We start from the raw sequence: 21,486 nt of genomic DNA, 5'->3' as shown, positions 1-21,486 counted from the left end.
TCGCCCGATTCGCCGATTGGTCGTACCCTTCGGCGGGTGACTGACGGGGTGCAGCAGCCAGCACCGCGGCGGCTCTGGCCGCTGTGGACCGTACTCGTCGTTGTTGCCCTGCTGCTGGGCTGCGGACTTCCGGCGGTGCTGGTGGTCGGGGCGATCCGGGAGGCCGCCGGCCGGGCCACCTTCAGCCGGGCCGGCGCCACCGCCACCGACGACCCGGCCACCGCCGTCGCACGAGGGCTGTCCGACCGGATGACCGCCCAGCTCCGGCAGCAGTCCGCGGCGCTGCTCGGCGGCGACCGCACCGCCTTCCTCGCCATCGCCGATCCGGCCGCGCACGCCGACCTGCGCCGCCGATTCGCCGCCCTGCGGGCCCTCAAGGTGACCGTCTGGCGGGCCGAACCGAGCGGCCTGCCCACGCCGGTCGTCGGCAGGCCGGGGGAGTGGCGGCTACTGGTGCGCTTCCAGTACTGCTTCGTCGTGGCCGACTGCCGACCGAGCCCGGTGCTGATCGGCACCCGCTGGCGGGAGAACGGTGACGCGCCCCGACTGGTCGCCGTCGAGGAGTCCAAGTCCGCCGAGACCGGCACCCGGCCGTGGGAGATCAGCGACCTGGTCGTGGCGGTCGGCGCGCGGACCATCGTCGCCACCACACCCGCGCTGCGCGGCAAGCTGCCCGCCCTGCTCACCCAGGCCGAGGCGGCGGCCAAGGTCGCCGACACGTACGTCGTCACGGGCTCGCCCCCGGACCGCTACCGGATCTTCTACGCCGGCCGCACGGAGTGGCAACGCTGGTACGGCGGCGGGCGGCCACAGTGGACCGGCGGGTACGCGGTGACGGTCGGCGGCGGCCACCACGAGGTGGTGCTCAACGCCGAAGGGCTGCCCGGCAGCGGCGCCGACGACCTGCTCCGGCACGAGCTGACCCACGCCGCGTCGCTGCCCGAGCGGGGATACCCGGGCAAGACGACCTGGTGGCTCGTCGAAGGGCTGGCCGAGTTCTCGGGTTCCGGCGGTCGGCCGGTCGACCGGTACGAGGGGCTCGCCGAGGTACGCAAACTCGTCCAGGGCGGTTGGGACGGCCGGTTGGAGGGCGTCACGCCCACCGACGACGCGCCCGCCGAACGGGTCGGCGGCAGCTACGGCGTCGGCTACCTCGCCGTCCGCCACCTCGTCGACCGGTTCGGGTCGGAGCGGCTGTTGACGTTCTTCAAGGCCGTGGTGCACGACCGTGCGACGCTCGCCGCCGCCGCCGACGAGGCGTTCGGCGAGGACTGGTCGACGTTGCACGACGAGTGCGTGGCGTACGTCCGCGCGACCGCCGCGTGACGGTGCGCCGTACCATCGATGGGTGCGCCGCCCTGACCTGCCGAGGCCCGCAAGCGCCACGCGGCCCCGCCTGCTCATCGCCCTGACCGCCGTCGCCGTCCTCACCGCCACCACCGCCGCGTCCTGCGGTGACGACCAACCGCCGGTCGCACTCGCCTCGGCCGCCCGTAACCCGGTCAGCGAGGTGATCGACGCTCCGGCGACGGTGACCGCCCGCGCCGCCGCCAGCCTCACCTCGCCCGCCGACGGCACCCTGGCCAGCCTGCGGGTCCAGCCTGGACAACGGGTGAAGCGCGGTCAGGTGCTCGCGGTGGTCGCGTCCCCGTCGGCCCAGGCCCGCCTGCGCCAGGCGAAGGAGGCGCTGGACGCGGCGAAGCGCGCCGGCCGGGGTGTCTCCACCGGCAACCTGACCAGCAGCCGGCGGGGCACCGACAAGGCCGCCGACGAGGCGTTCGACGCCGCCCGCAAGGCCGCCGAGAAGATCGCCGACCAGCAGTTGCGGGACGCGCTGCTGGCCCAGGTGACGTCCGCCCAGCGGCAGTACGCCGCCGCCGCGCAGAGCGCCGACGCGGCCGTCCGCGCGGTCCAGCGAGGGATCAGCGGGTTGAACTCCGCCGTCGGCTCGCTGTCCGCGGCGCAACGGCTGCAGGCCCAGCAGGCGTACGACCTGGCCAAGGCGACCGTCGACGCGTTGACCCTGCGCGCCCCCATCGGCGGGGTGGTGCAGCCGGGCGGCACCCGGGCCGGCGGTGGCCCGAGCGGCGGCCTGGCCGGGCTGTTGGAACAGGCCGGTGGGGCCGGGATCGACCCGTCGGCCCTGTCACCCGCGCAGGCCGGCCCGCCGGCCGGGGTCGACGACGCTGTCGTGGTAGGCGGTCAGGTCACCGCCGGCACACCCGTGTTGACCATCGTGGACACCGGGCAGCTCGGACTGCTCGCCGACGTCGACGAGACCGATGTGCTGCTGGTCAAGCCCGGCGTGACCGCCACCGTCGAACTGGACGCCGTGACCGGCGCCAGCTACGACGCCACGGTCCGCTCGGTCGACGTGCTCCCCACCAGCTCCGCGCAGGGCGGGGTCACCTACCGGGTACGCCTCGCGCTGGGCGCGGGAAAGCTGGCCGAGGACGAGCCCGCCCCCACGCCCCGCCCCGGCATGAACGCGATCGTGCACCTGCGCGTACGCGAGGCGGCCGACGCGGTGACCGTCCCCGCCTCGGCCGTCTTCTCCGCCGACGGCCGGGACGCCGTGTGGGTGGTCCGCGACGGAAAGGCCGACCGGGCGCCGGTGACCGTGGGCGTCCAGGGGTCCGACCTGGTGCAGATCCTCAACGGCGTCCAGGCCGGTGACCGGATCGTGGTACGCGGCACCGACCAGGTACGCGACGGCCAGGAGGTGCGGTGACCGACACCCCACCGGCCATCGAGGCGGTGGACGTGTCGCGCACGTACCAGCTCGACGGGGTGTCGGTCGAGGCGCTGCGCGGGGTTTCGTTGACCGTGCAGCCGGGGGACTACGTGGCGCTTGTCGGCCCGTCCGGCTCCGGCAAGTCCACGCTCATGCATCTGCTGGGCGGTCTCGACCGGCCGACCGGTGGACGGTTGGTGATCGGCGGGCGTGACGTCAACACCCTCTCCCCACCGGAGATGGCCACCCTGCGCAACGAGACGATCGGCTTCGTCTTCCAGGCGTTCCACCTGCTGCCGCGTACGTCGGCGGTGGAGAACGTGGCGTTGCCGCTGGTCTATCGGGGGGTGTCGGCCCGGCAGCGCCGGGAGCGGGCGGCGGCGATGCTGGGCCGGGTTGGTCTCGGGCACCGGCTCGACCACCGGCCCAACCAGATGTCCGGTGGCGAGCAGCAGCGGGTCGCCATCGCCCGCGCGCTGGTCACCGAGCCGACGGTGCTGCTGGCCGACGAGCCGACCGGCAACCTGGACAGTGTGACCGGCGCGGCGGTCCTGGAACTGTTGGAACGGTTGAACGCGGAGTCCGGGGTGGCGTTGGTGATGGTCACCCATGACCAGGAGGTGGCGGCGCGGGCTGCGCGCCGGATCGCCATGCGCGACGGTGTGGTGGTGGCGGACAGCGCCGGCGACCTTCATGATCGACCGCCGTCCGTCGATCACGGTCGACCTGAGACACTGGTGCCCGCTCCCAGCGCGGAGCCCCGGTCCGTGTCCGGAAACGGCCCGGGGCACCCGTCCGGTGGCTCCGGTGGCGCCGCCGGAGCCACCGGACGCCTTCCGCTCGTACCCGGTCCGGACCGCGCGGAGGTCGACAAGCTCGTACCCGGTCCGGATCGCGCGGAGGCCGACGAGCGCGAGCCCGGCCTGCGGCGCGGCGAGGCCGACGTGCGCGGGCCCGAGGACGGTGCGGTGTGAGGGTCGCCGAGGCGTGGCGGGTCGCGCTGGACGCGTTGCGCGCCAACCGGCTGCGCAGTTCGCTCACCATGCTCGGCGTGATCATCGGTGTCGCGTCGGTGGTGTTGCTGGTGGCCATCGGCACCGGCACCAAGCAGAAGGTGGAGCAGCAGGTCGAGGGGCTCGGCTCCAACCTGCTGCTGGTGGTCCCCGGCAAGATCGAGGTGGGCACCGCGCCGGTGGTCTCGCCGTTGACGCTCAAGGACGCCGACGCGGTCGCCCGCGTCGTCGGCGATCCCCAGCGGGTCGCGGTCACCGTCGCCTCGGGGGCGACCGCGCGGGCCGGCGCACGCTCGGACTTCACCACCGTGCAGGGCGTCCTGGAGACCACGCCGACGGTGTTCACCCGCTCGCTGGCCCGGGGCCGCTACCTCACCGGCACGGACGTGGACACCAGCCGGCGGGTCGCGGTGCTCGGCGACTCGGTGGCCCGCGCGTTGTTTCCCGACCGCGATCCGCTGGGTCAACAGGTCACCCTCGCCGGCGTACGGTTCCGGGTCATCGGCGTGTTCGCTCCCCTCGGGCAGAGTCTCGGCGTCGACCGGGACGACGAGGTGCACGTACCGGTGACCGCCGCACAGCGCCTCTGGGGCACCCAGCGGGTGGACGGCATCGCCGTCAAGGCGCCCGACCGGGAACGGATCGACGAGCTGGGCGAACGCATCGTCGCGGAGCTGAACCGCCGGCACCCGGACACCGAGTTCAGCGCGGTCACGCAGCAGCAGATCCTCGGTGTGCTGGGCGACATCCTCGGCGTGCTCACCGGTGTGCTCGCCGCCATCGCCGGCATCTCGCTGCTCGTCGGCGGCGTCGGCGTCTCCAACATCATGCTGGTCAGCGTCCGCGAGCGGACCCGGGAGATCGGGCTGCGCAAGGCCGTCGGCGCACGACCCCGCGACATCGGCGTGCAGTTCCTGCTGGAGGCGGTGCTGCTCACCACCATCGGCGGGCTGACCGGGATGGCGCTGGGCGTGGGCACCGCCCTGCTGGTGGACGCGTTGTCACCGATCCCCGCCGCGATCACGTGGTGGTCGCTGGCGCTGGCCTTCGGTGTGTCGGCGGCCGTGGGGATCGTCTTCGGCGTGGTCCCCGCGCAGCGCGCCGGCCGACTCGACCCGGTGGTGGCGCTGCGCGCCGAGTGAGCAACCGGACGACGGACGCACCCGGGGAGATAACGGCGGGCCGGATCGGGTGAACCGACCACCGAAACATGATCAGTTGTACGAAGGGATCGCGCCGGTCACAGCCGCCCCGCTACCGTACTGGTAACACGCGCGTCGCCGCCCGGCCCGGAGCATCCGTCGGGTTGGCCCGCGCCGGGCATGGGATGGGTCGGTGAGCCATGGCCGGGTCGCAGTCCGACGGACGGCTGTCGGAGGTCAAGTTCCTGACCGTCGCGGAGGTGGCGACGGTCATGCGGGTGTCGAAGATGACGGTCTATCGCCTCGTGCACAGCGGTGAGCTGACGGCGGTCCGGGTGGGCCGGTCGTTCCGGGTGCCCGAGCACGCGGTGCACGAATACCTGCGGGGTGCCTTTCAGGAAACCGCCTGAGCCACCGGACGGCCGATTGAGCGCCCCCTAGGCGTCATGGGCGGGGGCGCGTTGGTCCTGCTGACGCTCTGCGGCTACCCTGGAGCGCGACCGAGACCCTGCCGGTGCACCCCGCCGCCCAGACTGGTCCGGTCCGTTGTCCGCATGCGGTCTCCGTCGTCACCTGCGTGGTGTCATCCGGTCCGCCCCGCACGTTGTATCGAAAGGCTGTCGTATGGGCTCGGTGGTCAAGAAGCGCCGTAAGCGCATGGCTAAGAAGAAGCACCGCAAGCTGCTGCGCAAGACCCGCGTCCAGCGTCGCCGTCTCGGCAAGTGACCGGCGCCGGGCTCAGCCCGGCACCAGCGTCGCTTGCCAAACTGTCGACCTCCGGAGGCTCAGGTGATCAGGCCGTGGTCGTCCCGGCTCGATCCCGCCTGTCGGGGTAGGTGTGTCAGATGACCCCCGGTAGCACCCCAGGTGCTCCGGGGGTCGTCGTCGTGACCGGGGTCGGTCGTTACCTGGGCGCCCACGTGGCGGCCCGCCTGGCCGCCGATCCGCGTATCGAGCGGGTCATCGGCGTGGACGCGCCGGAGCCGGCCGCCGAGTTCCCCGATCTGCTGGACCGGGTCGAGCGCATCCGGGTCGACCCGGGCTCGCTCGGTGGTCTCCTCGCCGACCTGGACGTCGACGCGGTGGTCCACCTCGCGTTGGTCAGCTCTCCCGACCGGCAGCACGGTGGCCGGTCGGCCATGAAGGACCAGAACGTCATCGGGACCATGCAGCTCCTCGCCGCCTGCCAGCGGGCGCCCCGCCTCCGCAAGCTCGTGGTCCGGTCGTCGACCGCCGCGTACGGGGTGTCGTTCCGCGACCCGGCGGTGTTCACCGAGGAGACCGAGCCGCGCGAGGTGCCGCGCGGCGGTTTCGGCCGCGACATCCTCGACGTCGAGGGGTACGTCCGAGGTTTCCGCCGCCGTCGCGCCGACGTGACCGCGACGGTGCTGCGTTTCGCCCCGTTCATCGGTTCCACCGCCGACACGACCCTGACGCGCTACTTCGCGCAGCCGTTCGTGCCGACCGTGTTCGGCCGCGATCCCCGGCTACAGTTCCTGCACTTCGACGACGCGTTGGAGGTGCTGCACCGGTCGATCGTGGAAGACCATCCGGGCACCTACAACGTCGCCGGCCCCGGGGTGCTGTCGCTGTCCCAGGCGATCCGGCGGGCCGGTCGGGTGGCCGTGCCGGTATTGGAGCCGGGGCTGTCCGGCGCGGCGGCGCTGGCCCGCACCATGGGGGTCGGCCGCTACGGCCTCGACCAGGTCGATCTCTTCGTGCACGGCCGGGTCGTCGACACCACGCGCCTCGAGCAGGAGTACGGCTTCACGCCGCGCTCCACCGCCGAGGCGTTCGAGGACTTCATCCGCGCCCACCACGGTAGGGCGGTGCTCAGCCGGGGTCAGTTGGCCGCCGCCGAACAGCTGGTTCTGGACGGCATCCGGCAGGTCCGTGCCGCGGTTCGGGAGCGCACGTCGTGACCGGGCAGGGGCAGGACCCGCAGGGGATCGGGCGGTTCGACGTACCGCTGGTTCCGTCCGTGCCGGACGCGGAGCCGGCGCGGCGCAACGGCCACCGCCCGGTGGCCCGGCTCGCGCCCACCGCGACACCCGGCGACGAGGTCGACACGCCGACCGACGGCCCGGCGGTCACGGCCGCCGACGAGGTCGACACCGGCGCGACCGACGAGCCAGCCAGCGGAAGCCCGCCCGCCTCCGGTGGCGCCGCGCCATCTTCCGGCGGCGCAAGCCTGCCGGCTTCGGGCGGTGGCACCGCGCCGGCGGTGGCGGATCGGCCCGGGGACCAGTGGGACCGCCGGGTCGCCAACGGCCTGGCGTTCCTGCGTCGACGGCTGGCCGGGGACTACGAGGTCGACGAGTTCGGCTTCGACCCGGAGTTGACCGACGCGGTCTTCCACCCGTTGCTGCGGCTGCTCTACCGGGACTGGTTCCGTACCGAGGTCAGCGGGGTGGAGCACGTACCCGTGGACGGGCCCGCCCTGGTGGTCGGCAACCACTCGGGCACCGTGGCGCTGGACGCGTTGATCCTGTCGGCGGCCCTGCACGACAAGCACCCCGCCCGCCGCTACCTGCGTCTGCTCGGCGCCGACCTGGTGTTCCGGATGCCGGTGGTGTCGGAGATCGCCCGCAAGACCGGCGGCACGGTGGCCTGCAACCCGGACGCCGAGCGGCTACTCGGCGGTGGTGACCTGGTCGGCGTGTTCCCGGAGGGGTTCAAGGGCATCGGCAAGCTCTACGCCGACCGGTACAAGCTGCAACGGTTCGGTCGGGGCGGCTTCGTCTCGGCGGCGCTGCGTACCGGCACCCCGATCGTCCCGGTCGCCATCGTCGGCGGCGAGGAGATCTATCCGATGCTCGCCGACATCAAACCCCTCGCGCGACTGCTCAAGCTGCCGTACTTCCCGGTGACGCCGACCTTCCCGTGGCTCGGGCCGCTGGGGATGGTGCCGCTGCCCAGCAAGTGGCTGATCGAGTTCTGCCCGCCGATCCCCACCGCCCACCTGACCGACTCGGCGGATGATCCGCTGGTCGTTTTCAACCTCGCCGACCAGGTGCGGGAGACCATCCAGCAGACCCTGCACACGCTGCTGGAACGGCGACCCGATCCGTTCGGTCCCTGACGCTCAGCCGGCGCGGCGGCGACGCTGGAGGGCCAGACCGGCGGTGACCGCGCCGGCGACGAGCCCGGCCGCCGCCGTCGACGGTACGGCGATCTTGACGGCTCGCCGGCCGGTACGGAAGTCCCGTACCTCCCAGCCGCGCTGGCGGGCCTGCCGCAGCAGCGTGCCGTCCGGGTTGACCGCCACGGCCCGGCCCACCGCGGAGAGCAGCGGCAGGTCGTTGGCCGAGTCGCTGTAGGCCGCGCAGCGGCTCAGGTCCAGCCCTTCCACGGCGGCAAGCTGGGTGACCGCCTCGGCCTTCGCCGGTCCGTGCATGAGGTCGCCCACCAACCGCCCGGTGTACGCCCCGGCCCGCACCTCGGCCACCGTGCCGATCGCACCGGTCAGGCCGAGCCGGGCGGCGATCACCCGACCGATCTCGACCGGGGCGGCGCTGACCAGCCACACGCGCTGGCCGGCGTCCAGGTGGCGTTGGGCGAGCTGGCGGGTACCGGCCCAGATCCGCGGGGCCATCAGCTCGTCGAAGATCTCCTCCGAGAGGCGTTCCACGTCGTCGACCCGCCACCCCTCGACGAAGGCCAGCGCGGCCTCCTTCGCCTGGGACATGTCGCCCGCGTGTTCCCGGGCGAGCAACCGGAACCGGAGCTGCTGCCAGGCGAAGCGGGCCAGGTCGGCGGTCGTGAAGTAGTTCCGGGCGGCGAGCCCTCGGGCGAACCAGTAGATCGACGCGCCCTGCATCATCGTGTTGTCGACGTCGAAGAAGGCGGCGGCGGTCGGGTCCGGTGCGGGCGGGGTGACCGACGCCAGGTCGGTCTCCGCCCAACCGGCGGTGTGTCCCTGGACGTCGGTGCTGACCGTCATCCTGCGGCTGCGCGCCACGCGACTTCCCCTCCTTCCGCAGCTACGACGATGCCTTCAGCGAGGGTATCCGGAACGCACGACGGACCGGCCGGGCACGGAGAACCGTGCACCGACCGGTCGGTCGTACGCTCTCGCGTGGCAGGTCAGCGGGGCTGGTTTCGCCGTGCGGGCCAGCGGGGCCCGGTCTCGCCGTGCGGGTCAGCGCGCGCCGGGGCAGGTGCCCGGGGTGGGGCCGAGGGTGTCGCTGCCGGTCGGTGCCGGCAGGCCGCACGCGATGGCGGCGCGCACCGCGTCCGACCGCTCCCGGATGCTGTCCAGCAGGGCCAGCGACCGCCGGGTCCGTTCCCGGTCGGCCCGGCCGGCGCCGTCGAGCAGGTTGCTCACCGCCCGTCGCTGGCTGGCGACGAACGTGTTGACGGCGTCGAGGCTGGCCGGCTCGGCGCGCTGCACGGCGGCGGCGGTGAGCAGGCGGGTGCCCTGCCGGGTGTCGGCATCCATGTCGTCGAGGACGGCGCTGTAGCCGATGCGGTCGCCGCGCAGCTCGGCCGCCTCGCCGAGCCGGGTCCGGGCGAAGTCCAGGAAGAGCTGCCCACGGCTGATGTCCGAGCTGGCCAGGGCGAGTTGCGCTCGCTCGGTGGAGCGCTTCATCCCATAGAGCGCGTCGCCGGGAACGGCGTTCTCGCTGGCGGCGGAGATGCCGGAGACGGCGATGGCGCCGGCGGCGATGCCCACCAGGATCGCTCCCCGGGCACGGGCCCGCCGGGCGGTGACCGCCGGCAGCAGCGAGCCACGGCTCGTGGTGGCGGCCGGCTCGGCGGTCGCCGGGGTCGTGCCGATCCCCTCGCGCTCGGCGCTGGCGAGCAGCATCGCCCGCAAGCCGGTGCGGAAGTCGGGATCCACCTCGACGGTCGGAGGATCGGCGCTGATCCGCTGGCCCATCGCGACGAGCGGCGCCAGCTGGCTGTCCACCCGGGACCGCACGTGGTGCCGCCGGCCGCCGTTGGCCTCGTCGAGAAGTTGCGCGAAGCGCTCGGCACGCCGGCGGGAGAAGAGGTCGTTGTCCACCGCAGGCACCTCCTCTCGCTGGTCACGGCCGGTCGGCCGCCGTGGTTTACGGCGACCGGGCGGCGTTTGTGACACCACGGAGGTGAGGCGCCGTCCGGACTGCCGGGCGGACCTCGGTGCCCCGGCCCTGCCGGGACATCCACCGGTCGCACCCGGAGAAACGCGGCGGACCGGGCACGGGTTACGGGCCGGGCGGGGCGGAAATCACACAAAGTGATCGGCGTCACCGAGTGAGACCCGCCCTGAGCTGCGCAGACAGTGATCGACGCTCGTCGGTGCAGCTAGCGAATCACGGTTGGAAACCGTCCGGCAGTAGTCGTGCCAGCGCCCGCACGGCCCGGTACTGCAGAGCCTTGATGGCACCCTCGTTCTTGCCCATGGCGCGGGCCGTCTCGGCCACCGAGAAGCCCTGTAGGAACCGGAGCACGATGCACTCCTGCTGTTCCGGGTTGAGCTGTTTGACGGCGGTGAGCAGGGCGACATTGGTGATGTGTTCGACCACCGCCGCTTCCGGGCTGCCCTCGGGGCCGCGATCCTCGCGGTCGGCGTCGAGCACGTCGCCCGTGGTGACCTCCAGCCGGTACCGGCCGGACTTGAAGTGGTCCGCGACCAGGTTGCGGGCGATGGTCACCAGCCAGGCGCCGAGATCGCGGCCCTGCCAGGTGAAGCTCCCGATCCGCTTGAGGGCGCGCAGGAACGTGTCCGACGTCAGGTCCTCGGCGAGTTGACGGTTGCCGACCCGGAAGTAGACGAACCGGAAGACGGTGTCCACGTACCTGTCGTAGATGAGACCGAACGCCGCTGACTCACCTGCCTGCGCCCGCTCGACCAGCGTCCAGACCTCGGTGGCCGGGTCGGACGGGTCCGGGCGGCTCGGGAAACCGGTCGGCGTGGTCGGCGTGGCGGCCGGAACCGCCGGGATCACCGCCGTCTCGCCCGCCGCCGGGTCGGTGGCCGGAGCCGGGGGGTCGCCGGCCCGGCGACCCTGCGACGGCATGGTCGGTCGGGTCGGCGCGGCGACCCGACCGCCGGTCGGCATCGCGTTGCCACCGGGGACCGCCGGTCTCGGTGGAGGCTCGTTGGTGTGCGGGCGGTTGCGGGTCCGCTGCGCGGGGCTCTCGCCACGCAGCGCGGCGTGCGGGTCGCCCAGCGGCGCGCGGGTTGCCGGCCGCTCGTTGACCTGCGAGCGGGGCGTCTGGCCGGTCAGGCCGACGGGGCGTTCCGCGTATCCAAAGGTGGTCATCGCGCCGCCCCCGTCCCCTTGGTGGCCGGACGGGCCGGTTTGCGGGTCGTCGGTGCGGACCGACCGGGAAGCCGGTCGGGCAGGACTGTTCCGGGGTGTGCCGACGGGCGGCAGTTCCCCTTGAGGTGCTGGTCCAATGCGCTCACAGGCACGGGGGCCTCCTCGGGCTGAGGGGTGTCGACTCACGGCAAATGGGGTGAGCCGACCCGAGTGATAATAGGGCCAACGTCACCCGCGCGTGGCAAGTCCGTTACACAAGGCGGAAGTATTTCCCGCTGTGTCGCACCGGCGGCGGACCGGTTGTCCGTCGTGTGCGTTTGACTTTCGACCGACCCGTTGTTCCAGGATGGATCCGCAGGTCGGGCAGCACATTGGCCGATCAGGTGAGCGGCACCCGCCACCCGCCGTGCCGGCTCGGCCGAACCGTCGACCGGGCGCGTCGCTCGTCCCATCAGCCGGACTCGACCGGCGCGTCGGCGGCACGGTGAGCGTCCCGTTGACGGGACGATCTGCGGTCGTCGTTGGGCGGCCGTCGGGCGTGGCCCGTCGACCGCCGCTGTGCCAGACTCGATGACCGTGCAGGACTTTCCGGCGGACTTGCCGCCGAACCTCGCCGACCGCGTCCGCCGGGCGGCTCTCGACCACGGCGACCGTCCCGCGCTGCACTGGCGGGATCAGCGGGTGAGCTGGTCCGAACTGGACGCCGCCGTGACCGCCGCCGCGTACGGCCTGGCTTCCGCCGTTCCGGCCACCGAGTCGGGCGACCCACCGCCCCGGGTGGCGATCGCGCTGCCCAACACCCCCGACTTCATTCTCGGGTGGCTCGGCGCGCTGCGGGCCGGGCTGGTCGCGGTGCCGGTCAACCCGGGCTTCACCGCCCCGGAGCTGCGACATGTGCTGGCCGACTCCGGCGCGTCGCTGCTGATCGGCACCGAGCGGGTCCGTGGCCTGGTCGCCGAGGTGGCCGCCGATCTGCCGGCGCTCACCGCCGTGCACGACACCCCGCCGACCGCCGGGCAGCCCGGGCCGCATCCCCGGGCCCGCCGCGGTGGGGACGACCTCGCCGTACTGCTCTATACGTCCGGCACCGCAGGCCGTCCGAAGGGCGCGATGCTCTCCCACCGCGCGCTGCTGGCCAACCACGACCAGGTCGACGCGATCGAGCCGCCGGTGGTCGGCCCGGACGACACGGTGCTGCTGGCCCTGCCGCTGTTCCACGCGTACGGGCTCAATGCGGGGCTCGGCGCCGTCGTCCACCATGGCGCCGCCGGCGTGCTGCTCGACGAGCCGGACCCGACGGCGGGACTCGCCGAGATCGCCCGGCACCGGGTCAGCGTGCTGGTCGGCGTACCGTCGATGTTCCTGGCCTGGGCCGACGCCGACACGGTCCGCGCGGCGACCGCGTCGGTGCGGGTGGCCGTGTGCGGCGCGGCGCCCCTGGAGCCCGCGGTCTCGGCGCGCTTCACCGCGGCGACCGGCCATCCGGTGCACGTCGGCTACGGCCTCACCGAGACCGCGCCGGTGCTCACCTCCACCCTGGTCGGCGCGGTGGCCAAGGCCGGCTCGATCGGCCGGCCGCTGCCCGGCGTCGAGCTGCGCCTGGTCGGGCCGGACTCGGTGGACCTGTGGCGCGACGGCCAGGCCGTCCCGGACGACGACACGGACGAGTTGGACATCTCCGACGTCGCCCCCGGCACCGACCCGGGGCAGATCGTCGTACGCGGCCCCAACCTCTTCGACGGCTACTGGCCGGACGGCCGCGACGGTCCGGACGCCGACGGCTGGTGGGCCACCGGCGACGTCGCGTACGCCGACTCCGACGGCGACCTGCACCTGGTGGACCGAATCGGCGACCTGATCCTGGTCAACGGCTTCAACGTCTATCCGCACGAGGTCGAGTTGGTGCTCGCCGGGCACCCCGGGGTGGCCGAGTCGGCGGTACTGGGTGTGCCGCACCCGCGAACCGGCGAGACTGTGCGGGCGTACGTGGTGCCGGCGCCGGGGCGGCCGGTCAGCGGCGAGGAGTTGCTCGCACACTGCGCACGGAACCTGGCCCGGTTCAAGTGCCCGACCGCCGTCGAGTTCGTCGACGCACTGCCCCACTCGGCGATCGGCAAGGTACGAAAGACCCAGCTCCGGTCGGCGACCCCGGCCGGATCGCCCGCATCCGCCGACGACGCCCGCACGGAGGTACCCGATGGCCACTGACGCCCGGCTCGCCCTGGTCACCCGACCCGGCTGCCACCTGTGCGACGACGCCAAGGCCGCGCTCGACCGGGTGGTGGCGGTCACCGGCGACAAGTGGGTCGAGTGGGACGTCACCGGCGACGAGGAGCTGGAACGGGAGTACGGGGACCGGCTGCCGGTGGTGATGCTCGACGGCAAGGAGCACGGCTACTGGCGGGTGGAGGAGGACCGGCTGCTGCGGGACCTGACCACGCCGCAGCTCTGACGGCCTAGGGTGCTCGGATGACCCCTGCGCACCCCCACCTGGTCTGGGACTGGAACGGCACCCTGCTCAACGACCTCAGTCTGGTGGTGGCCGCCACCAACGCCGCGTTCGCCAGCGTGGGCGGGCCGACGGTCACCTCCGACGAGCACCGGACGCGCTTCCGTCGGCCGATCGCCGACTACTACGCCGAGGTGCTGGGGCAGGCCGTGGACGACGAGGCGTTCGGTCGGCTGGACCGGATCTTCCACGACGCGTACCGCGACGGGCTGACCACCTGCGAGCTGGCGGCCGACGCGCGGACCGCGATGGCCGCCTGGAACGGCAGCCAGAGCCTGCTCTCCATGTGGTTCCACGAGGAGCTGGTGCCGACGGTGCACACGTACGGGCTGACCGGCCACTTCACCCGCGTCGACGGTCTGCGGGCGACGGTCGGCGGCGACCGCAAGGCCGAGTCGCTCCGGCGGCACCTGGCTGAGCTGGATGTGGACGGCAGCGCGGTCGTACTCATCGGTGACTCCATCGACGACGCGGACGCGGCCCTCGCGGTCGGCGGTCGCGCGGTGCTCTACACCGGCGGGTTCACCGACCCGGCCCGGCTGCGCGAGTCTGGTCACCCGGTGGCCGACACCCTCACCGACGCGGTGGCCCTGGCCGCCCGGGTGGTCAGTTCCGCAGGTAGGTGAGGACGGCCAGCACCCGTCGATGCTGCTCGGTGTCCGGCGGGAGGGTGAGCTTGGTGAAGATGTTGCGGACGTGCTTCTCCACCGCGCCGTCGCTGACCACCAGGGCGCGGGCGATGGCCGTGTTCGACCGACCCTCGGCCATCAGCGCGAGCACCTCCCGCTCGCGCGGGGTCAACTCGCGCAGCGGGTCGTCGCGGCGGCGTCGGGCGAAGAGCTGGCCGACCACCTCCGGGTCGAGCACCGTGCCGCCGGCCGCCACCCGGCGCAGCGCGTCCAGGAACTCGTCGATCGCCGCCACCCGGTCCTTGAGCAGGTAGCCGATCCCGCCGCCGCCGGCGCCGCCGGTGGTGGCGAGCAGATCATCGGCGTACGACACCTCGACGTACTGGGAGAGCACGAGGATCGGCGTACGCGGCACCAGTTGGCGTGCCCGCACCGCCGCCCGCAACCCCTCGTCGGTGTGGGTCGGTGGCATCCGGACGTCGACGATCGACACGTCGGGCCGGTGCTCGACCACCGCCTCGACGAGCGCGTCGCCGTCCCCGACGGCGGCCACCACCTGGTGCCCGCTCTCGGTCAGCAGTCGTACCAGCCCCTCCCGGAGCAGGACGGCGTCGTCGGCGATCACGATGCGCATGGGTGTGGTGTCTACCACGTCGGGACCGCCATCGTGGTGGTTCACAGCGGCAGTTCGGCGCGGATCTCGGTGGGGCCGCCGTTCGGGCTGACCACGGCCAGCTCACCGCCGGCCGCCCGTACCCGGTCGGCGATACCGGCCAGCCCGTGCCCCTTGGCCAGGTGCGCGCCACCCTGCCCGTCGTCGCCCACCCGTACGTGCAGGTGGGTGCCCTGGCGGGCCACGGCGACCGTGGCCTCGGTGGCCCGACTGTGCTTGGCGATGTTGGTCAACGCCTCGGCCACCACGAAGTACGCGGTGTTCTCCACCGCCGGGTCGAGTCGGCCGTCCCGCGTGCCCAACTGCTGGTCGACCTGCAGCTCGATGGGGATGAGCCCGCGACCGGCGAGCGCGGCGAGCGCGCTGGGCAGACCCCGGTCGACCAGGATCGGTGGGGCGATGCCGCGCGACAGCGCCCGCAACTCGGCAAGCGTGTCCCGGGTCTGGGTCACCGCCTCGTCGATGGTCCGGCCGGCCTCCTCCGGGTCGGAGGCGAGCTGCATCCGGGCCCGGCTCAGGTCCATCGCGAGCCGGACCAGACGCTGCTGCGGGCCGTCGTGGATGTCACGTTCCAGCCGGCGCAGCGCGGACGCCTCGGCGGAAACCGCCGCCCGCTTCTGCTCCTCCAGCACGGTGATCCGGTCCCGCATCTCGGCCACACCGGTCAGCAGGGCCCGGGCGAAGCTGGCCTGGAGCAGCGCGCAGCCCCGCACCACGATCGGCAGGGTGATCAGGAAGAACACGCCGACCGCGGTGTTCAGCCCGATCCGGGCGGTGGTCGAGTCACCCAGGCCGAGGAGTTGCGCCAGGTCTTGATCGTCGCCGGACGGGCGGGGCAGGGCCCAGTCGTACGCCCAGTAGAGCGAGCCGGCGAGCGCGACGCCCCACCAGACGACGGTGATCACGAAGGTGGCCAGGGCCACGATCGCCCGCAGGATTCCGTGCGCCAGGTCGAGCCAGGACTGAGCGTCGCGCATCGGCAGGAAGATCCGCCGCCAAGCGCTCGCGCCCGCCTCCGGCAGCCGGTAGCGCGGTCGGATCCGGGGCTGCCGGAGTACGGCGGGCAGCCGCAGCCGCTCGATGTCGGCCAGCCCGCGTGCGGCGTACAGCGTGCCGCTGAGGATCGGCAGGCCGATCACGGTGACCATCAGGCCGAGGCCCGCCGAGAGGCCGACGATCAGGACGACGAAGCTGGCCACTCCCAGTGGCAGGCCGAGAAGCACGTACCCGGAGTCGACGAAGAGTTGGCTGGGGATGCTCCGTGCCAGCGGCTGTCGGTCGCTGGTGGCGGCAAGGGCGGTCATGGCTCAAAGGCTAGGCAGCCGCCGCCCCGCCCCCCATCCCGAAGCCTGGTCTCTCCCCGGTAGTGCTGCCCCCACCCCCCTCCCCCCGCGCTGTCCTCGCGACCCCACGCCCCCCGCCCATTCCCCGCGCCGATCTTGCAGTTGCTGTTGATGATTTGCACAGCTGCGGGCGTTATGGAACGACAGAAAGTGCAAGATCGCGGCTGTGGGGGTTGGGGCAGGGGTGGGGTGGGGTTGGGGGAGGTGGGGTGGGGTGGCGCGGGATTGGTCAGAGAAGTCGGGATTGAGCAATAATCGCGCAGGCGGTGAACGCTCAATCGATCTTGTGGAATGGAGGGGCGGGTGGGGTCGCGTGGTGGAGCGGCAAGATCGCGATTTGTGCACGTCTTCACAAGCGCCTACTCTGTAGTTCCGACGCGCCCTGCTAGCACAGCCGGCAACCACGGTCGCCAGCGGGAGTCCATAAGCGGCCGACCAGCGGAGTTGGCCGAGGATCGCACCGCACGGAGTCTCATGAGTCAGCACCGTCAGTCAGGTGCGCCCGGCCGCGCCGGTGCCGTACCGGCGCTCCCGGATCTTCCCGAGGCGACCGTCGCTCGGCTCCCGGAATACCTGCGCGCGCTGCACAACCTCGCCGACGCCGGCCACGAAACGATCTCCAGTGAGGGTCTCTCGGCGGCCGCCGGAGTCAACTCCGCGAAGCTCCGCAAGGACCTCTCCCACCTCGGCTCGTACGGCACCCGGGGCGTCGGCTACGACGTCGCGTTGCTGATCGAGCAGATCGAGTACGTGCTCGGGCTCACACAGCGTCGCGCTGTCGCCCTGGTCGGCGTGGGTAATCTCGGTCACGCTCTGGCCGGCTACGACGGGTTCGCCAGCCGGGGCTTCCGGATCGCCGCACTGTTCGACGCCGATCCCTCCCGGGTCGGCGAGGAGATCAACGGGCTGGTGGTCCGCCATGTCGACGACCTGCCCGCGGTCGCCGCCCAGGAGTCCATCGCGATCGGCGTGATCGCCACCCCCGCCCCCGCCGCCCAGCGGGTCGCCGATCAGCTGGTCGCGGTCGGCGTGACGAGCATCCTCAACTTCGCGCCCTGCGTACTCTCTGTTCCGGAGGGGGTCGACGTGCGCAAGGTCGACCTCGCCATCGAGCTGCAGATTCTGTCCTTCCACGAGCACCGTAAGGCGTCGCTGACCGCGCTGCCCGCCACCGGCGGGTCCGCTCTCACCGCCCTGCCCGGCGGTCTCGCGGCCACCGACACCCAGGAGGCGATCGGCACGTGAAACTGCTCGTCGTCGGCGCGTCCTACCGGACCGCCCCGGTCGCCACGCTGGAGCAGCTGGCCGTGCCCCCCGCCGACCTCACCCGCACCCTGGACCGCCTGGTCGCTCAGCCGTACGTGAGCGAGGCGGTGCTCGTCTCCACCTGCAACCGGGTGGAGGTGTACGCCGCCGTGTCCGGTTTCCACGGTGGGCTCGGCGACATCTGCGCCGTACTGGGCGAACAGGCCGGCAGCACCCCGGCGGCGCTCGCCAACCACCTGTACGTGCACTACGACACCGCCGCCGTGGACCACGTCTTCCGCGTCGCCACGGGGCTGGACTCCATGGTCGTGGGCGAGGCGCAGATCCTCGGCCAGTTGCGCGACGCGTACCACTGGGCCACCGGCACCGACTCGGCCGGTCGGCTGCTGCACGAGTTGATGCAGCAGGCGCTGCGCGTCGGCAAGCGGGCCCACGCCGAGACCGGCATCGACCGGGCCGGCCAGAGCGTCGTCACCGCCGCGCTGGAGTTGGCGGCCGGGTACCTCGACGGTGACCTCGCCGGCCACCCGGCCCTGGTGATCGGCGCCGGTGCGATGGGCTCGCTCGGGGTGGCCACGCTGTCCCGGCTGGGCGCCGGGCCGCTCACGGTCACCAACCGGGGCATCGACCGGGCCGTCCGGCTCGCCGAGTCGTACGGTGCGGGCGCCGCGCCGATGACCGAGCTGGCCGCCACGCTCTCCACAGTGGACATCGTAGTGGCCGCCACCGCGTCCACCGAACCGGTCCTCACCCGGACGGTCGTCGAGGCCGCCCTCGCCGAGCGCGACCCGGCCCGGGGTCCGCTGGTCCTGCTCGACCTGGCCGTTCCGCGCGACGTCGAGGAGGGCGTCGCCGACCTGGCCGGCGTCCAGGTGATCGACATCGACCGGATGGCGGCACTGCTCGCCGACGGTCCGGTCGCGGCGGACGCCGCCGCCGTCGAAGGAATCGTGACCGGCGAGGTGGAGGGCTTCCTCACCTGGCTGCGCGGCGCCGACGTGGCGCCCACCGTGGCGGCGCTGCGGGGTCGCGCCGACGACGTCGTCGCCACCGAGCTGCGTCGCCTGGCCCAGCGCCGTCCCGACCTCGGCGACGAGCTGCGCGCCGAGGTGGCCCGTACGGTGCACCGCGTGGTCCAGCGGCTGCTGCACCAGCCCACCGTCAAGGTCCGCCAGCTCGCCGCCGAGCCCGGTGGCGACCAGTACGCCGCCCTGCTGCGTGAGCTGTTCGACCTTCAGGTGCCCCAGACCTCGCCGGTCGACACCGTCCCCGACGTGCTGAGTCCCGAGATCGGTCTGCCGTCCGTGGACGGCGACCCGACGCCCGGACCGGACGCCACCGACCCCGTTCCGCCCACCGGAGGTGCGCGATGACCGCCCCCCTGCGCCTCGGCACCCGGGGCAGCACCCTGGCCCTGGCCCAGTCCGGCCACGTCGCCGAGGCGGTGACCGCCGCCACCGGCCGCCCGGTCGAGCTGGTCGAGGTGGTCACCGCCGGCGACCGCTCCAGCGCGCCGGTGCACCGGCTCGGCGTCGGAGTGTTCGTCTCCGCGCTGCGCGATGCGCTGACCGCCGGGACGATCGACTTCGCGGTGCACTCGTACAAGGACCTGCCCACGGCCGCCGCCGGCGGGCTGCACATCGCGGCGGTGCCGCCCCGGCAGGATCCGCGCGACGCGCTGATCGCCCGCGGTGGCCAGACGCTCGCCGAGCTGCCGCCCGGCGCCACCGTGGGCACCGGCGCGCTGCGCCGCATCGCCCAGTTGCACGCGCTCGGCCTGCAACTGGAGGTCACCCCGATCCGCGGCAACATCGACACCCGCCTGGCGCGGGTGCTCGGCCCCGATGCCGACCTCGACGCGGTCGTCCTGGCCCGGGCCGGCCTGGCCCGGATCGGCCGGGCCGACGTGATCACCGAGACGCTGGATCCGATGCTCATGCTGCCCGCGCCCGCCCAGGGCGCGCTGGCCGTGGAGTGCCGGGTCGACGACCAGGACCTGGTCGAGCTGCTCGGAACGCTCGACCACGCACCGTCGCACGCCGCGGTCATCGCGGAGCGCGCGCTGCTGGCCACCCTGGAGGCCGGGTGCAGCGCACCCGTCGCCGCCTACGCCGAACTCGCCGAAGGCGAGAACGGTGACGAGATCTACCTGCGCGGGGCGGTGATCAGCCCGGACGGCACTCGTGACATCCGGCTGTCCCGCACCGGAACGCCCGCCGAGGCCGCGGAGATCGGTAAGGCACTCGCCGCCGAACTCCTCGACCTCGGCGCCGACTCGATCCTCGGCCACGAAGGACACACCGGCCCGGGGACCCAGCAATTTGGGAGCACAGAATGACCCGCACCCGTAAGCCCGTCGGCCGTATCGCGTTCGTCGGGGCGGGCCCCGGCGACCCAGGTCTGCTGACCCGCCGGGCGCACGACGCCCTGGTCGACGCCGACCAGGTGATCTACGACCGGGGAGTCCCGGAGTCGCTGCTCGCCGCCGTGCGCGCCGAGGCCAGGGACGACGCCGAGTTCACTCCGGCCGAAGGCGCCCCGGGGGACGTGGCGAAGGTGCTGATCTCCGCGGCCCGGTCCGGGCTGAACGCGGTGCACCTGGTCGCCGGCGACCCGTTCGGCCACGACTCGGTGGTCAAGGAGGTGCAGGCCGTCGCCCGTACCGCCGCCCACTTCGAGGTGGTCCCCGGCGTCGGTCAGGCCGAGGGTGTGGCCACCTACGCGGGTGTTCCGCTGCCGGGTGTGCGTACCGCCGCCGACGTCGAGGACGTCAGCGCGCTGGACTTCGAGGCGCTGGCCGCCGCCGTCGGCCGGGGTTCGCTCGCGCTCGCGGTGGACGCCGGTGACCTCGCCGCCGTCCGGGACGGGCTGCTGGCCGCCGGGGTCGACGGCACCACGGGTGTCGGGGTGACCGGCGACGGCACCGGCGAGACCCAGTACACGACCACGTCGACCGTGGACAGCTTCGTGGCCGCCGCGCTCGGCTTCACCGGCCGGGTGGTGCTCACCGTCGGTGTCGGGGTGGGGCAGCGCGACAAGCTGAGCTGGTGGGAGAACCGCCCGCTGTACGGCTGGAAGGTGCTGGTTCCCCGCACCAAGGAGCAGGCCGGCGTGATGAGCGCACGGCTGCGCGCGTACGGGGCGATCCCGTGCGAGGTGCCGACCATCGCGGTCGAGCCGCCGCGCACTCCGGCGCAGATGGAGCGGGCGGTCAAGGGCCTGGTCGACGGCCGATACGCCTGGGTGATCTTCACTTCGGTGAACGCGGTCCGCGCGGTCTGGGAGAAGTTCGCCGAGCACGGCCTGGACGCCCGGCACTTCGGTGGCGTCAAGATCGCCTGTATCGGCGAGGCGACCGCTGACGCGGTGCGCGCGTTCGGTATCCAGCCGGAGCTGATCCCCGCCGGGGAGCAGTCCTCGGAGGGCCTGCTGGCCGAGTTCTCGCCGCACGACGAGATCCTCGACCCGGTCGGCCGGGTGCTGCTGCCGCGCGCCGACATCGCCACCGAGACGCTCGCCGCCGGGCTCACCGAGCGCGGCTGGGAGGTCGACGACGTGACCGCGTACCGGACGGTGCGGGCTGCGCCGCCGCCGGCCGAGATCCGGGACGCGATCAAGTCGGGCGGGTTCGACGCGGTGCTCTTCACGTCTTCCTCGACCGTGCGGAACCTCGTCGGCATCGCCGGGAAGCCGCACGCGCGCACGGTTGTTGCCGTGATTGGGCCCAAGACGGCGGAGACTGCGACGGAGTTCGGCCTTCGGGTCGACGTCCAGCCGCCGCACGCCTCGGTGCCCGACCTGGTGGAGGCGCTCGCCGCCTACGCCGTCGAGTTGCGCGAGAAGCTGGCCGCCATGCCGGCCAAGCAGCGCCGCGGCTCGAAGGTGCAGGGGCCGACCGCTCTGCGCTTCCGGTAGTCGTCGTTTCA

At 73.1% G+C, this 21,486-nt stretch carries 19 protein-coding genes and 1 pseudogene; 15 read left to right on the top strand and 5 right to left on the bottom strand.

Going from position 1 to position 21,486, the window contains the following annotated elements; all coding sequences use genetic code 11:
* Positions 1-36 precede the first annotated feature (36 nt).
* The 8 genes and pseudogenes from ACIA3K_RS08345 (at position 37) to ACIA3K_RS08310 (ending at position 7,971) form a co-directional block, all read left to right on the top strand.
* On the top strand, positions 37-1,326 hold the full coding sequence (locus tag ACIA3K_RS08345; RefSeq protein ID WP_396799890.1) for a hypothetical protein: 1,290 nt from the start codon (positions 37-39) through the stop codon (positions 1,324-1,326).
* Positions 1,327-1,348: 22 nt separating this feature from the next.
* Entirely contained in the window at positions 1,349-2,731 is a 1,383-nt protein-coding gene (locus ACIA3K_RS08340) for an efflux RND transporter periplasmic adaptor subunit (RefSeq protein ID WP_396799889.1), read from the top strand.
* Positions 2,728-3,567, top strand: a pseudogene (locus tag ACIA3K_RS08335) (ABC transporter ATP-binding protein); the annotation flags it as partial. The gene ACIA3K_RS08340 and the pseudogene ACIA3K_RS08335, both read left to right, overlap by 4 nt.
* A gap of 137 nt (positions 3,568-3,704) precedes the next feature.
* A complete protein-coding gene (locus ACIA3K_RS08330) occupies positions 3,705-4,889 on the top strand; it encodes an ABC transporter permease (protein ID WP_396799888.1) in 1,185 nt (394 codons plus the stop codon).
* A gap of 200 nt (positions 4,890-5,089) precedes the next feature.
* Positions 5,090-5,299, top strand: a complete 210-nt coding sequence (locus ACIA3K_RS08325; protein WP_007465625.1) for a helix-turn-helix domain-containing protein — start codon at positions 5,090-5,092, stop codon at positions 5,297-5,299.
* A gap of 214 nt (positions 5,300-5,513) precedes the next feature.
* Positions 5,514-5,615, top strand: a complete 102-nt coding sequence (locus ACIA3K_RS08320; RefSeq protein WP_007465623.1) for a 30S ribosomal protein bS22 — start codon at positions 5,514-5,516, stop codon at positions 5,613-5,615.
* Positions 5,616-5,734: 119 nt separating this feature from the next.
* Positions 5,735-6,811 carry an NAD-dependent epimerase/dehydratase family protein gene (locus ACIA3K_RS08315; RefSeq protein WP_396799886.1) on the top strand — a complete coding sequence of 359 codons (1,077 nt, stop codon included), beginning with the start codon at positions 5,735-5,737 and terminating at the stop codon, positions 6,809-6,811.
* A gap of 269 nt (positions 6,812-7,080) precedes the next feature.
* Positions 7,081-7,971 (top strand): lysophospholipid acyltransferase family protein, encoded by an 891-nt coding sequence (locus ACIA3K_RS08310; protein WP_396800293.1) that lies wholly within the window; start codon positions 7,081-7,083, stop codon positions 7,969-7,971.
* Between the two features lie 3 nt (positions 7,972-7,974).
* Here ACIA3K_RS08310 and ACIA3K_RS08305 read toward each other — a convergent pair whose 3' ends face one another.
* From ACIA3K_RS08305 to ACIA3K_RS08295, 3 genes are all read right to left on the bottom strand, one after another.
* Positions 7,975-8,832: an HAD family hydrolase gene (locus ACIA3K_RS08305; RefSeq protein ID WP_396800291.1), complete on the bottom strand. Its 858-nt coding sequence runs from the start codon at positions 8,830-8,832 to the stop codon at positions 7,975-7,977.
* Positions 8,833-9,030: 198 nt separating this feature from the next.
* On the bottom strand, positions 9,031-9,897 hold the full coding sequence (locus ACIA3K_RS08300; RefSeq protein ID WP_396799884.1) for a DUF5667 domain-containing protein: 867 nt from the start codon (positions 9,895-9,897) through the stop codon (positions 9,031-9,033).
* 289 nt (positions 9,898-10,186) lie between these two features.
* The gene (locus ACIA3K_RS08295; protein ID WP_396799883.1) at positions 10,187-11,140 is read right to left on the bottom strand and encodes an ECF subfamily RNA polymerase sigma factor, BldN family; all 954 of its coding nucleotides are present in this window, start codon (positions 11,138-11,140) and stop codon (positions 10,187-10,189) included.
* Positions 11,141-11,710: 570 nt separating this feature from the next.
* On the opposite strand from ACIA3K_RS08295, the gene ACIA3K_RS08290 reads away from it, so the two are divergent.
* From ACIA3K_RS08290 to ACIA3K_RS08280, 3 genes are read left to right on the top strand one after another with little or no spacing between them, the layout of a single operon-like run.
* Complete coding sequence (locus ACIA3K_RS08290) at positions 11,711-13,348, top strand: AMP-binding protein (RefSeq protein ID WP_396799881.1); 1,638 nt, start codon at positions 11,711-11,713, stop codon at positions 13,346-13,348.
* A complete protein-coding gene (locus tag ACIA3K_RS08285; protein ID WP_396799880.1) occupies positions 13,338-13,592 on the top strand; it encodes a glutaredoxin family protein in 255 nt (84 codons plus the stop codon). The genes ACIA3K_RS08290 and ACIA3K_RS08285 overlap by 11 nt, the downstream gene beginning before the upstream one ends.
* A gap of 17 nt (positions 13,593-13,609) precedes the next feature.
* On the top strand, positions 13,610-14,275 hold the full coding sequence (locus ACIA3K_RS08280) for an HAD family hydrolase (protein ID WP_396799878.1): 666 nt from the start codon (positions 13,610-13,612) through the stop codon (positions 14,273-14,275).
* On the opposite strand, the gene ACIA3K_RS08275 is transcribed toward ACIA3K_RS08280, so the two are convergent.
* Both ACIA3K_RS08275 and ACIA3K_RS08270 read right to left on the bottom strand, forming a co-directional pair.
* Positions 14,256-14,912, bottom strand: coding sequence for a response regulator transcription factor (locus ACIA3K_RS08275; protein WP_357129188.1), 657 nt, complete (start codon positions 14,910-14,912; stop codon positions 14,256-14,258). The two genes, ACIA3K_RS08280 and ACIA3K_RS08275, sit on opposite strands and share 20 nt — an antisense overlap.
* 41 nt (positions 14,913-14,953) lie before the next feature.
* A complete protein-coding gene (locus ACIA3K_RS08270; RefSeq protein ID WP_396799876.1) occupies positions 14,954-16,255 on the bottom strand; it encodes a sensor histidine kinase in 1,302 nt (433 codons plus the stop codon).
* A gap of 513 nt (positions 16,256-16,768) precedes the next feature.
* On the opposite strand from ACIA3K_RS08270, the gene ACIA3K_RS08265 reads away from it, so the two are divergent.
* From ACIA3K_RS08265 to ACIA3K_RS08250, 4 genes are read left to right on the top strand one after another with little or no spacing between them, the layout of a single operon-like run.
* Positions 16,769-17,539, top strand: coding sequence for a redox-sensing transcriptional repressor Rex (locus ACIA3K_RS08265; RefSeq protein ID WP_396799875.1), 771 nt, complete (start codon positions 16,769-16,771; stop codon positions 17,537-17,539).
* Positions 17,536-18,933, top strand: a complete 1,398-nt coding sequence (locus tag ACIA3K_RS08260; protein WP_396799874.1) for a glutamyl-tRNA reductase — start codon at positions 17,536-17,538, stop codon at positions 18,931-18,933. Before ACIA3K_RS08265 ends, ACIA3K_RS08260 begins: the two co-directional genes overlap by 4 nt.
* Positions 18,930-19,898, top strand: coding sequence for a hydroxymethylbilane synthase (gene hemC / locus ACIA3K_RS08255; protein WP_396799872.1), 969 nt, complete (start codon positions 18,930-18,932; stop codon positions 19,896-19,898). Before ACIA3K_RS08260 ends, hemC begins: the two co-directional genes overlap by 4 nt.
* Positions 19,895-21,475: a uroporphyrinogen-III synthase gene (locus ACIA3K_RS08250; RefSeq protein WP_357129203.1), complete on the top strand. Its 1,581-nt coding sequence runs from the start codon at positions 19,895-19,897 to the stop codon at positions 21,473-21,475. The genes hemC and ACIA3K_RS08250 overlap by 4 nt, the downstream gene beginning before the upstream one ends.
* Positions 21,476-21,486 lie beyond the last annotated feature (11 nt).

This window comes from Micromonospora sp. NPDC051543 (assembly GCF_044454415.1).
Classification (GTDB): Bacteria; Actinomycetota; Actinomycetes; order Mycobacteriales; family Micromonosporaceae; genus Micromonospora.
Note: the sequence above shows the minus strand (reverse complement) of the source record. Positions and strands in the feature narration are given on the sequence as shown.